The following is a 13,636-nucleotide window of genomic DNA, read 5'->3' as shown; positions in this document are numbered from 1 at the left end:
AGATGATAGTAGTAGTGATTTTGGATCAGTAAAGCAAAAGAATACTTCTATAATGGGTAAACTAGATAGTGAGTAAATAAACAAAAAATTAGATAGATATCAACTCTAATCTTCTCAAACTATAATACCTCCTCCAAGACATATATCTTCATCATAGAAAACTACTGATTGACCTGGGGTTATAGCTCTTTGAGGTTGATCAAATATCACTTTGACTGAACCATCTGACATTACAGACACTTCACAAGACTGATCTTTTTGTCTATAGCGAACTTTAGCTTTACATTTAAACTTATCTGCAGGAGGATGGCCTGCCACCCAGCTTAAATCAATTGCCTCCAGAGAATCTCTAAAAAGCATCGGATGATCATGACCTTGCACAGCAATAAGGACATTATTTTCTAAATCTTTTTTAGCGGCAAACCATGGTATCTCAGGACGATTCTTAACACCTCCGATACCTAAACCCTGTCTTTGCCCTATTGTGTAATACATAAGCCCATCATGCTGACCAATTTTTATACCATTTTCATCGTGAATCTCACCTTTTTGAGCTGGTAGATATTTAGATAAAAACTCTTTAAATTTGCGTTCACCAATAAAACAGATACCTGTACTATCTTTTTTATCAAAAGTAACAAGATTATTATCTTTTGCTATTTGACGGACCTTTTCTTTTTCAATATCTCCAATTGGGAATATTGTTTGTTTTAACTGCTCTTGGCCAAGAGTATATAAAAAATATGTTTGATCTTTATTATCATCTAAGCCTTTAATAAGCTGCACAGAACCATCTTCTAAGACGCGTGTGCGCGCATAATGACCTGTCGCTATGTAATCACCTCCTAAAAGATGAACATAGCTTAAAAAGGCTTTAAATTTAATTTCCTTATTACATAAGATATCAGGATTTGGTGTTCTACCTGCTTTATACTCTGTCAGGAAATGTTCAAAAACATTATCCCAATACTCTGCAGCAAAGTTGATCTTCTTAAAAGGGATACCTATAGAGTCACAAACTGCTTGAGCATCTGCAATATCCTGCTCAGCTGAACAAAACTCATCTGTATCATCCTCTTCCCAGTTTTTCATAAATACACCGGTTACATCATAACCCTGTTGCTTTAATAACAACGCCGAAACTGAGGAATCAACACCTCCTGAAATACCTACTATTACTTTTTTAGACATAAAATACTCTTATAAATACTTATTGATACAAATTATATATTAAACATGGTAGTCATTACAAAATATGCTAATAAAATTTACATTCTTAAGAACTAGCACTATTGAAACTACTTGTGAAATAAAAACTTGGTTTAGAAATAAATGGATTTAATATTAATTAAGATTATTTCTTTAATACTGATAAGAAAGCTTCCTGAGGAATTTCAACTGAACCAATATTTTTCATTCTCTTTTTACCTTCTTTCTGCTTCTCTAGGAGTTTTTTCTTACGTGAAACATCGCCACCGTAACATTTTGCTAAGACATTTTTACGTAACGCTTTAACTGTACTTCTAGCAACAATAGTCCCACCAACAGCCGCTTGAATAGCGACCTCAAACATTTGTCTAGGAATAAGCTCTTTTAGCCTGTCAACTAGCTCTCTACCTTTATATTTAGCTTGATCTTTATGTACAATACTTGCTAATGCATCGACTTTATCCCCATTGATAAGCACATCTAGACGCACCATATTTGCAGGCTCATACCTAATTAATTCATAGTCTAACGATCCATAGCCTTTGGTTACGGATTTTAAAGTATCAAAGAAATCAGAAACAACTTCTATCATCGGTAAATCATAAGTTATTGAAACCTGACTACCAACATAATTTAGATCAACCTGTACACCCCTTTTCTCAACACAGATTGTTATTACGCTACCTACATAATCCTTTGGTACAAGAATATTTGCTCGTACAATCGGCTCATGTATCTCTGCAATTGCACCGGGTTCTGGTAGTTTAGCTGGATTATCAACCTCAACCATTTCACCATCTTTTTTAACAGCCTTATAGACAACAGTTGGTGCTGAAGTGATTAGATCAAGATTATATTCTCTCTCTAACCTTTCTTGGATAATCTCCATATGTAGCATACCTAAGAAACCACACCTAAAACCAAACCCAAGAGCTTGAGACACCTCCGGCTCAAAAAATAATGAAGCATCATTTAGACTTAGCTTATCTAAAGCTTCTCTAAAATCTGGATAGTCATCTGAACTTATTGTAAACATCCCTGCATAGACCTGCGGTTGTACCTTCTTAAATCCTGGTACTGGTTTATCTGTAGGATTATGAGTATGTGTAAGAGTATCACCAACAGGAGCACCATGAATATCTTTGATACCAGCAATAATAAAGCCAACTTCTCCTGCTTTTAGATGGTCAAGATCTTTCATCTTTGGTGTAAATACACCTACTCTATCAGCCTGATAAGAAACTCCTGTTGACATAACTTTGAATTTCTCACCTTTCTTCAAAGTACCATTCTTGATCCTAACTAGTGAAACTACACCTAGATAGTTATCAAACCACGAATCAATAATTAAAGCTTGAAGCTTTTCATTAACATCACCTTGTGGTGCTGGAACTTTAGCAACAATTGTTTCTAAAACATCTTCAACACCTATTCCTGTTTTTGCACTACAAGTAGTCGCACCTGTTGCATCGATTCCGATTATCTCCTCGATTTCTTCCGCTACTCTTTCAGGTTCAGCAGATGGCAGATCTATCTTATTTAATATAGGAATCACCTCTAAATCTTGCTCAATAGCTGTATAGCAGTTAGCAACAGTTTGCGCCTCAACTCCTTGAGCGGCATCAACAACAAGTAAAGCTCCCTCACAAGCAGCTAATGAACGTGAAACCTCGTATGAGAAATCAACGTGACCTGGAGTATCAATAAAGTTAAGTTGATATGTTTGCCCATCTCTAGCTGTATAGTCTAAAGTTACAGATTGAGCCTTGATTGTAATGCCTCGCTCTCTTTCTATATCCATAGAGTCAAGCACTTGCTCTTTCATCTCACGCTCTGTTAAACCATTACAAACTTGGATAAATCTATCAGAGAGAGTAGACTTACCATGGTCAATATGTGCTATTATTGAGAAATTTCTAATATTTTTCATATATGTGTATACTTTATCGGTTACGGTTATTTACTGAATTTATAAATCTAGCTAACTATTATGCTACAAAATGATGTTAAAATGTAGTATTAGTGATATTTAAATAACTAATATTGATTAATTATCTTATATTTTTTATTGACAAAAAAGCGTAATGTATGCAAAATACTTTAGCTATTATATTTATATATTTGTGTTTCTCGATTTATCCCCCAGAGAAACTAAAGTTATAAAAAGTTAAAAAATTAAAACTGGAGAATAAAATTGGCTAACTCAAAACAAGCGAAAAAAAGAATTATTCAAGCTGAAAGAAATCGTCAACACAATGTTGCTCGTCGTTCAATGATGAGAACTTTCTTGAAAAAAACAACTAACGCTATAGAAAAAGGCGATGTTGAAGCAGCAAAAGAGAACTTCACAAAAGTAGTTCCTTTACTAGACAAGTATGCAACTAAAGGATTAATCCACAAGAATAAAGCAGCTAGACATAAGTCTCGTTTAAGCGCTAAAATCAAAGCTCTTTCTGCTGCTTAATTATTTCATTATTACTTTTTCTATAAATATTTCCTACCTCTTGGATTATTGCTTTTAAAATTACACAAAAATATAATAATACTATACCCATAATCAAAATTTATTATACTGACAATATTCAGATATTAAATAAATTTAGCAATAACCCACATACTACTTCGTTGAAACAATCAAAACAGATATTCATACATGTAGAACTCTAACCTATCCTTACAAAATTATACTGTTGGTGATAGCTCTAGCAATTTTGATAGCTTTATCCAGCTTGAAATAGACATTCTTCCTGGAAGAGTTGTGAGCTACGCAAAAAATTAGGAAACATATTCTAAAAGTCACTTTGTAAAAGCTGTGATATCTTCATAGATTACCGTGTTATAGTAAGACAAACAGATACTGAATTTTATTTTGGTCTCTAGAATACTGGCTCTTTAGTTGGTGGTGCATAGTTCCCAGAAATACCAACTAATTTATCTTGGTTATTGAAAGTCAATATTAGTTTCGATTCACTAAAAATACTAGACTGCATATCTTTTTTGTAAGTGTTGATATAGATATACTGATTTGGATTGAATGTATCTATCATATCTGGTGAACCTAATATATATACAACTTCACTCTTAGTCATATTAGGCTTTATTTCAAGAAGTTCTTTATTTAATATTTTTTTACCTTGAGGTACTGGTGCAGTATATGGTTCTACACATCCAGCCAAGAAAAAACTAATAGCAGCCAAGATAATAAGTTTAGTTAGTCTTTTTGAATTCATTTTATTTAATCTTCTAGGCCAGCAAATAATTTTTGATCAATAATATCACATAAGCAATGAATTATAAGAAAATGATTCTCCTGTATACTTGCAATATTATCTGATGGGACTCTCAATTCTATATCTTCTGGATTATACATATTTTGCAATCTCCCACCATCTGCTCCTGTTAAAGCTATAACTTTCATCTCTAAATCATGAGCTTCCTCAACAGCTTTAAGTATATTCTCTGAGTCACCTGTAGTTGATATAACCAACAAGATATCATCTTCATTGCCAAGTGCTGCTACCTGCTTAGCAAATATCTCTGCAAAGCCATAGTGATTGCCTACAGCTGTTATAGTTGCTGTATCAGCTGTCAAAGAAACTGCAGGTAAAGGCGGTCTTTCCATCTCGAAGTGATTTAACAGTTTCGATGAGAAATGCTGCGCAATCGCACCAGAGCCGCCATTGCCACAAGCTAGAATCTTACCTCCATTCTCTAAGCAGGAGACCATTGCCTTTGCAGCTTGGGCAATAGCAGGAGGTAAAACATTTGCCGTTTCTATCTTAGCCTGTATACTACTCTCAAAATAGCTATTAACCTTATCTAAAGAAGTCATTATTTACTCTATGTTTAAGTCCTAGAAAAATTTTACTATATTCAATTTTTGATAGCCAGTGTAATAACTAGTATTTATAAATGAATCCAAAATTATGTTAAAAATTTTTCTGTTTTATATTACAATGTTTTTATAAGGGATTTAATTTATCATAGGGTTAGATGAAGTAGTGTTACATCTTCGATCTCAATTAGGTATTTCATTATTAGAGGTTTTATTTGTAGTCGCTACGATAGCTTTGATCGCTTCAATATCTATTCCTGTGTATTCTAATTATACTATTAGATCAAAGATATCTAACCAACTAAGCTTTATGGGCGCTATTAAGCAAGATGTATCAAACGCAATCATTGATGGCACTAGTGTATCTACTATCAATATAGAAGACCCTCATATGAGTGTAGATGAAAATGCAGATATCTCTAGAAATATTGGTAGCTCGGGAACACAAACCGTTACCGGAGAAGCCCATATATTACTTATGTCCTCTGTTAATGATAGCGTCATAGAGTGGCGTTGCATAATTACAGGAGAAAACATTACACAATCTATGGTTCCATCAACATGTCGAGGCTATGGTATAGATTTTTATAATGCACTTACTCAAGGTTCAATAATCCCTGATGGATTTGGGTTTCAATGGGGGGATAATCCAGCACCTCCAGGTTTCTTAGCATGGATTGACTCTGGTCATCCTTTCCTTGGTAGTTGGTATACTGATGATGGTGGCAAACTTGAAGTTTGGAATGGCTTTGAAGGTTCTGATGGAAGAGCTGCTGTTGTTGAGCTAGATGGACATGCAGATGAAATAGTAGAATTCTCTCATGATTTAAATACAGAAGGATTTAAAAAAATAAACTTAAGCTTTGAGTATTATGCTCGTACCGTAAATGGTTCTCCTCCAGAATCTTCTGGTTTTGAAGTTCTTCTAGATGGTGAAGTAGTCTATACACAAGAAGAATATCCTTCTGATTGGCAAAATATTAACATCGAATTAGATAATTCAGATGGAGCAGCAAACAGAAAGCTAACAATAAGAGAAGCTGGTGCTGATGATAGTATTGGTGCAGTTATTGACCTTGAAACTATAAAAGTTACCCCTACCGAATTAATCTAAAAACTGCTATAAAAATATTTATCTTATACTTTTTACATATACTATTGAATAAAATCTCCCTAAGTCCGTTCATCATATATGAAACTAAGAAATATAGCTCTATTAACACTCTTAATATCAGGCACAGCTTTTGCTAACCCTGTCAATCTCTGTCAACAAGATAGCTGCTTTATTATTGATCCAGCGACCCTAAAAGTCGACCTCCGACAAGGATCTAGTGATATTCCTATATCAGAGGCTCAAACAAAACAAAACTTCAAAATCACTTCACAAAATAAAAGCGAATTAGATTTTACGCGTGATAATGTTAATGTTGATTTTAAACTAAATAACAAAGGTTTAAATGTTAGCTTTAAAAATAATGAAAAACTGGCTCGAACAGCGAATAAAGCTATCACATTCCCAGTTATTAATGGATCAGAATCTTTCTTACTTCCTATGCTAGAAGGGTGGGACATCCCAACAGACAATAAAAAATGGATAAAATATTTAACGTCAACTTCTAGTGAGAAAGACCCTTATAATGCTCTTTCTAGATTATCAATGCAGTTTCTAACAGCTGGATTTGGAAAGTCTGCTATCTACTATCAAGTTAACAATATCTTTAATAATTCCTTTTGGTTTACAGGCAATGAAAGCTTAACTCTACATTTTAAACATACTTTTAACATTTTAAATGAAGGTAAGCCTTTTGGGTTCACAATTAAAATATTAAAGAATGATCCAGCAGTAATTGCTGATACATATCGTCAACACAAAATTAATCAAGGTCAGTTCGTAACATTAGAAGAAAAAGCTAAAGTCGTCCCAGATGTTACAAAACTTTATGGTGCTCCATTTATTTATCTTTGGGGAGATGAGCTTGTTGGTGAGGCAAATATAAATTGGAAAGGTCTACAAAAGTTTGTCAGACAACAGCTGGCAAGTAAATCTGATAATCCAACAAAATACTTTAATAGAATCCTAAAAGAACATTCAAATAATACGCTCGAAGAATTTGCAAAACAAAAATGGCTGTATGCATCTCTAAAATCAGATGTAGATAATGCACTTAAAGAGTTAGTAAAAGATCCAACATTATGGAATAAGCAAGAATTTAGCTCTGTTCAACTAAATTCAACAGCAGCTAAATTGATATCTGAGCCGAAAACTCCTGCAAATATAGTCGAACTTAACAAAAACCTAATTCAATCTGCTTACTCTAAATATATAGCTCCTGTTTCTCAGTGGGGTAACGGTGTTTCAATTTGGATGATAAAGCAGCTACAAGATATAGGCTTAAAAAATGCTTGGTTTGGATTAAATGATATCTCTGATGGCATTTATCATATTAACGTTATTGATCAAGCTAAAAAAGATGGATACCTTATAGCTCCTTATGATTCTTATAACTCCTTGATAGAGAAAGATCCTGACAGCATGCCAACAGCTTATTTCGGAACTGAAGGAAACCTCTTCAAAAATGCTGCAATTATTAAACAAAATGGTCAGTATCTACAAGGGTTTTTAAATGGACAACGCGAGTTAAACTCATCGTATGCAATGCCTCAGGTTAAACTACGCTTAAATAGAGCTATAAACATATATAATGCAAAATTTAACTCATGGTTCTTCGATAGTGATGGTGCTGGAGCAATGTATAATGATTTTTCCACTAAGCATCCCCAAACCAAGGCTCAAGATGCCCAAAATAAAATAGCTTATTTTAAATGGGCTGCTAAGCATTACAATTTAGTGGTTGGTACAGAAGATGGCAAAGACTATATCGCACCTGTAGCAGTTTATGGCCAAGGTCTGGTTTCTCAAGGTATTTGGGACAAAGATATGCGCCAAAATAAAAAGTCTAAATACTATATGGGAAGCTATTGGTCACCTACAGGTATTCCTCCTAGATATGCTAAACCAACTCTTCTTAACCCCCTACTAAGCTACATATACTACAATCCTATTTTTGAAGTTCCACTTTATCAAATGGTTTATAACAATAGCATTATCACTTCTGACCACTGGGAATATGCAACATTTAAGTTCCCTTCTCAGATAAAGAACAATATCTTGAAGACTTTCTTATATAACTACCCACCACTGTTACATTTAGATAGAAAAGCTTGGGCACAACAAAAAGAGCTTCTAAGCAAATACTTACCAGTTTGGTCTAAATGGCATAAGATATTAGTACAACAGAAAATGACTAACTTTAGCTATTTAAGCAAGGATAAATTACTTCAATCTACACAGTTCTCAAATGGTGTTACAGTAATTGCTAACTTTACTGACTCCATTAAGCATTATCATAAGATAAGTATCCCTGCAAAAAGTGTAGTTATTCTACAAAATAATAAAATAGCTCAACGTTTTACTGTTACAAGCTTTGAATAAATCTTTTTAATGTATACTCTTTAAAAAAGAGTAGTTCTCAATAATAGTTAAGTATATTATTTATTTTAGAATTTCTTACAAAGAATAATTACAAAGCAAACTATTGGAAGTATTGCAGATATCAGCATAAAATTCCAAATGTACTCAAATGGCATATAGCCCATTACTGCAACACCCACAACTGCAGCTAACACATTTATAAAGTTCATCGCTGCTGATGCGTTTGATCTACACTCAATTGCATTTGAAGCGATATGTGATCCTGTAGGAAATATAAAGTTACATACAAAGTACATTAAAGTTACTATTACAAAGAATGCAATTGGAGTGACGTTTCCAGTTACTTTTAATACTCCCAAAATAACAATTAAGATAATAAGACAAACTAAAGCTACAAGAAGTATACTTTCACTTTTATATTTATTTATTATCTTTGCAGCTACTACTGCTCCAGATAAGATTCCTATAATTGTCATAGAAGTCCATATACTATACTGAGCACTATTAAAGTTAAATATATGATGTGCTATAAACGGACCTGCTGCAGAGTAACAATAACTAAACAAAGACATCACTCCTAGCGTTAATGCAAAAACAACTAATTTAAAACTACTAAAGGCCTCTAAATATCCTTCAATAATAGCTGATACTCTCAAATTGAAATCAAAGTCTCTTTTATTTTCATACAAGAAACTTAGACCAAACATTATTACAGCATGTAGTAGCAATACATAAAAACAGTTACTCCAATGGCTATATGTAGTAATCAACCCTCCTATTAGCGTAGCTAATGTTAAAGATATCGCAAAAGACACTGTCGCGAAAGATAAGGATACCTTTGCCTTATGTGGTGCAACAGAGTTATTTAATATAATAAAAGTACATACCAGCCCAGCTGATGCTCCTATAGCACTTATTAATCTTCCGATAAGCAACATCAACATAGACGAATTTGTTGCACCTAATAAACAAATTATAAGGCCAATTACATTTATGATCATTCCTATTCTTAGTGTATTAGAGTCACCATATTTCTTTGCTATTGGTCCATATATTATTTGGCCTATAACATATCCTATAAGAAAGATACTCACCAACCACTCAACAGCACCATTCGTTAAACCAAACTGACTAGAAATTTGAGGTAAAGCAGGGTTTATAATAACTGCTGAGGCACTCGCTATACTTATATAACTTAATAAGATTGCTATTTTATAATTTTTCATATTGTCTCCATTTTATATCTCTATAATATTTAGTTATAAGATGATTGTTCTATTCTATAACAATCTTTTAAACCAAAATATCACAATGTAGCCAATTTATAACTAATTATGGACAATATGTTTTGAAGGAAATGCTTTAGTAAGCATACTTCAATAGATAGACTATTTTATTTATCTCAAATAATTTTAAGGAAAGTTAAGAAGTTTAGTTAGAAAAATAAATTGATTTAAAACTTATTATAAATAATTAATACAAAACAAATAACTGGAAGTATTGCACACATTAACAAAAAGCTCCAAATATATTCAAAAGGTATATACCCCATTATAGAGACCGCTATAACACCTGTTAACATATTTATAAAATTCATTGCTGCTGATCCATTTGATTTACACTCAATCGCATTAGATGCTAGATGAGAAGCTGTAGGATATATAAAATTACATACAAAATACATCAACGTTATTAGTACAAAGAATACCAATGGTGTAATCTCATTAGCCATTTTTAATCCTGCTGTAACTATAAGCAAGGCAAAAAAGCAAACTAAAGCTACAATAAGTATTCTATGACTATCATGCTTATTTATTACTTTAGCAATCAACATTGATCCTGATATAATTCCTACAATTGTCATAGAAGTCCACAAACTATATTGCGCACTATTAAAACTGAACATATTATGAGCAATAAAAGGACCTGCTACAGAGTAACAATAGCTAAAAACTGTCATAACCCCTAATGTCATCGCAAACACTACTAATTTGAAGTTACTAAAAGCATTTTTATAGCCATCAATAATAGTAGATACTTTCAAATCAAAGCTAAAGTCTTTTTTATTATCATATAAAAAACTTGCTCCAAACATTATCACAGCTTGTAACAATAATACATAAAAACAGTAGTACCAATGAGTATAAGCACTGATTAAACCTCCTATTAATGTTGCTAGCGTTAATGATATTGCAAAAGATATAGTTGCAAAAGATAAGGCTAACTTAGCTTTATGAGGAGAAAGAGAGTTATTTATTATAATAAATGTACACACCAGCCCCGCTGATGCTCCTATAGCTGTTACAAATCTTCCTATAAGTAACATAGACATAGACGAAGATAGTAAACAAATTAGTATACCAATGATATTTATAATCATCCCAATTCGTAGTGTTTTAGCATCTCCATATTTTTTTGCAATTGGTCCATATATTATTTGACCTGCAACATATCCTATAAGGAAAACACTCACTAACCACTCAACTGCACCAGTAGATATCCCAAACCCTTTAGCAATATTTGGTAATGCAGGGTTTATAATAACTGCCGAAGCACTAGCAATACTTATATAACTTAATAGAATTATTATTTTATAGTTTTTCATTTTTATTCTCTTTTGTTTATTATGTTTATTTATTTTTACGATGATGGAATATATACTAAATTAAAAAAAATATTTTACAATATATTAAATAATTAACTTTAGTTTAGATTTTTTAAACAATTGTAAGATAAATTATAAATACCTCTAATTATCCTAAGCTTTAAAATGCTTTTGTCATATCTTAACGTTGCTATAAGCCATTACAAATGGCTGATCCAATATAAAGAATAAGGAGCAAAATAAAGGCTCTTATAAAAAATTAAAAACAAATAAGTAGATATTTAAAACTTTTCATAAAACCTAAACATAAATAATTATGATTGAGATATTCTTTTATTAATTGCAATTAATACTAAACATACAACAGGTAATATAGCTGATAATAATAGGAAACTCCAAATATACTCAAATGGTACATATCCCATCGCAGTTACTCCTACAACAGCTGTTAACATATTTATAAAATTCATAGCTGCCGAACCATTCGCCTTACACTCAATCGCATTTGATGCGATATGTGACCCCGTAGGAAATATAAAATTACATACAAAGTACATTAAAGTTATCAATACAAAAAATATTACTGGCGTAAGACTATTAGCAACCTTTAACACAGCCAAAACTACAATCAAAATAATTAGACAAATCAAAGCAATAATAAGTATATTTTCACTTTCATATTTATTTATTATTTTAGCTATTATTATCGATCCAGATAAAATTCCTATCATAGTCATAGAAGTCCAAATACTATATTCTGCACTACTAAAGTTAAATAAAGAGTGAGCCATAAAAGGCCCAGATGCAGAATAGCAATAACTAAAGACAGACATAGAACCTATTGCCAATGAGAAAACTATTAGTTTATAGCTTTTAAAAGCTTCTAGATATCCACCAACAATAGCTGATACTTTAAGATCATATCCAGCATCTTTTTTATTTTCATATAAGAAGCTCATACCAAACATTATCACGGCTTGTAATAATAATACATAAAAACAATAACTCCAATAGCTATAAGTAGTAATTACTCCCCCTATTAATGTAGCTATTGTTATTGCTAAAGTAAAAGAGACCGTTGCAAAAGATAAGGCGAATTTCACTTTATGAGGCGCAAGCGATTGATTTAGTATAAGAAAGACACATGCTAGTCCAGCAGAGGCTCCCACAGCCGTTACAAACCTTCCTGTAGCCAGCATAAACATAGATGAATCTTTTGATGCCAATAGACATATTATTATTCCTATGATATTTATGATCATACCTATTCTTAGTGTTTTTGCTCCACCATATTTCTTTGCTATAGGTCCATATATTATTAACCCTACAACATACCCTATCAAAAAAGCTGTCACAATCCATTCAACAGCTCCTTTAGATAAACCATATTCTCTTGTAATATATGGTAATGCAGGATTAAGAATAGCAGCTGAACCACTTGCAAGACCAATATAGCTTAATAAAATTATTATTTTATAATTTCTCATTTTCTGGACTTTGAAATTAATTTAAAAAATCACATGATAAACTAAAAAAATTATTTTACAATTGATTATATAGTTAACTTAAGTTCACTTTTTTTAAACAATGAAAGATTATAAAAAAATACCTATTTCTCTATTTGAGGTTTTCCATGAGCTCGTTTTACATGGAAGTTTTACAAACACTGCAAAAGTCCTTGGAGTTACAAAAGCCGCAATAAGTCACTCGATAAAGCTTCTTGAGAAAGAGCTAAAAGTTGATTTAATAAATCGCACAACAAGGACACTGTCTCTTACCCATGAGGGGAAAATTCTATTTGAATACTGTGCTAATCTACAACATGAAATAATGAAAGTGAGAGACCTAGCAGAATCATTTCATAGTGAGCCGTCTGGAATATTAAGGATAAGTACTAAACCATTCTTTGCTCGAAAGATTCTTTTAAAACTCATAAAGCAATATTCAAAAAACTTTCCTAAAGTTAAAATAGAAGTGAGCGTTGAAGAAAAATTACCTGATTTTAAAACTCAAGAAGCGGATATTGTTCTAGGAGTTAACTGGCCTCCCCCTGAAGATATTATTGCACGCAGAATTGCAAAAACGAGATATGTTTTATGTGCAAGTCCTAACTATCTTAAAGAAAGAGGAGTCCCTAAGAATTTAGAGGACTTATCTAATCATATTATTATACCTCATCTCTCTAGGGCAACTCTTTTAGTAAATACTAAAAATAGTATTAAAACTAATATTAGTAAACCTATAATATCTGCTGATAGTACAGAGTTTATAAAAGAATGTGTCTTAGATAGTATGGGCATAGCACAATTTCATGAGTATATAATAAGAAAAGAGCTAGAAGAAGGTAGATTAGTCGAAATATTACCTAATGAATTTGCTAATGAACAGGAGTTGTTTATATATTATCCAAAAAATAAATTTGTCCAACCTAAAATAAGAGAGTTTGTCAACTTAGTTATAAATAGTGAAATTCTATCTAATATCTGAAATGTTT

At 32.2% G+C, this 13,636-nt stretch carries 11 protein-coding genes; 4 read left to right on the top strand and 7 right to left on the bottom strand.

The features are described 5' to 3' along the window. Positions 1-114: 114 nt before the first annotated feature. Both mnmA and lepA read right to left on the bottom strand, forming a co-directional pair. Entirely contained in the window at positions 115-1,191 is a 1,077-nt protein-coding gene (gene mnmA / locus FIP56_RS00460; RefSeq protein WP_192577047.1) for a tRNA 2-thiouridine(34) synthase MnmA, read from the bottom strand. Between the two features lie 163 nt (positions 1,192-1,354). Continuing rightward, the gene (gene lepA / locus FIP56_RS00455; RefSeq protein WP_192577046.1) at positions 1,355-3,139 is read right to left on the bottom strand and encodes a translation elongation factor 4; all 1,785 of its coding nucleotides are present in this window, start codon (positions 3,137-3,139) and stop codon (positions 1,355-1,357) included. Between the two features lie 264 nt (positions 3,140-3,403). On the opposite strand from lepA, the gene rpsT reads away from it, so the two are divergent. Beyond that, positions 3,404-3,673 carry a 30S ribosomal protein S20 gene (gene rpsT, locus FIP56_RS00450; protein ID WP_072711129.1) on the top strand — a complete coding sequence of 90 codons (270 nt, stop codon included), beginning with the start codon at positions 3,404-3,406 and terminating at the stop codon, positions 3,671-3,673. A gap of 412 nt (positions 3,674-4,085) precedes the next feature. Here rpsT and FIP56_RS00445 read toward each other — a convergent pair whose 3' ends face one another. Continuing rightward, on the bottom strand, positions 4,086-4,439 hold the full coding sequence (locus tag FIP56_RS00445) for an outer membrane protein assembly factor BamE (protein ID WP_192577045.1): 354 nt from the start codon (positions 4,437-4,439) through the stop codon (positions 4,086-4,088). A gap of 5 nt (positions 4,440-4,444) precedes the next feature. Beyond that, entirely contained in the window at positions 4,445-5,041 is a 597-nt protein-coding gene (locus FIP56_RS00440) for a phosphoheptose isomerase (protein ID WP_192577044.1), read from the bottom strand. 169 nt (positions 5,042-5,210) lie between these two features. On the opposite strand from FIP56_RS00440, the gene FIP56_RS00435 reads away from it, so the two are divergent. Both FIP56_RS00435 and FIP56_RS00430 read left to right on the top strand, forming a co-directional pair. Next, positions 5,211-6,158: a hypothetical protein gene (locus FIP56_RS00435; RefSeq protein WP_192577043.1), complete on the top strand. Its 948-nt coding sequence runs from the start codon at positions 5,211-5,213 to the stop codon at positions 6,156-6,158. Between the two features lie 78 nt (positions 6,159-6,236). Next, positions 6,237-8,537 carry a glycoside hydrolase gene (locus tag FIP56_RS00430; RefSeq protein WP_192577042.1) on the top strand — a complete coding sequence of 767 codons (2,301 nt, stop codon included), beginning with the start codon at positions 6,237-6,239 and terminating at the stop codon, positions 8,535-8,537. 65 nt (positions 8,538-8,602) lie between these two features. Here FIP56_RS00430 and FIP56_RS00425 read toward each other — a convergent pair whose 3' ends face one another. The 3 genes from FIP56_RS00425 to FIP56_RS00415 all read right to left on the bottom strand — a co-directional run bounded on the left by FIP56_RS00425 (position 8,603) and on the right by FIP56_RS00415 (position 12,629). Beyond that, entirely contained in the window at positions 8,603-9,763 is a 1,161-nt protein-coding gene (locus FIP56_RS00425; RefSeq protein ID WP_192577041.1) for an MFS transporter, read from the bottom strand. A 227-nt stretch (positions 9,764-9,990) separates the two neighbouring features. Then, positions 9,991-11,142, bottom strand: a complete 1,152-nt coding sequence (locus FIP56_RS00420) for an MFS transporter (protein ID WP_192577040.1) — start codon at positions 11,140-11,142, stop codon at positions 9,991-9,993. Between the two features lie 314 nt (positions 11,143-11,456). Beyond that, entirely contained in the window at positions 11,457-12,629 is a 1,173-nt protein-coding gene (locus FIP56_RS00415) for an MFS transporter (RefSeq protein ID WP_192577039.1), read from the bottom strand. Positions 12,630-12,729: 100 nt separating this feature from the next. Here FIP56_RS00415 and FIP56_RS00410 point away from each other — a divergent pair, with 100 nt between their 5' ends. Then, positions 12,730-13,629 carry a LysR family transcriptional regulator gene (locus FIP56_RS00410; RefSeq protein WP_192577038.1) on the top strand — a complete coding sequence of 300 codons (900 nt, stop codon included), beginning with the start codon at positions 12,730-12,732 and terminating at the stop codon, positions 13,627-13,629. The last annotated feature ends 7 nt before the right edge of the window (positions 13,630-13,636 follow it).

Origin of the sequence: Francisella sp. LA112445 (genome assembly GCF_012224145.1) — a bacterium.
Classification (GTDB): domain Bacteria; phylum Pseudomonadota; class Gammaproteobacteria; order Francisellales; family Francisellaceae; genus Francisella.
This window is presented reverse-complemented; position numbering and strand designations above follow the sequence as displayed.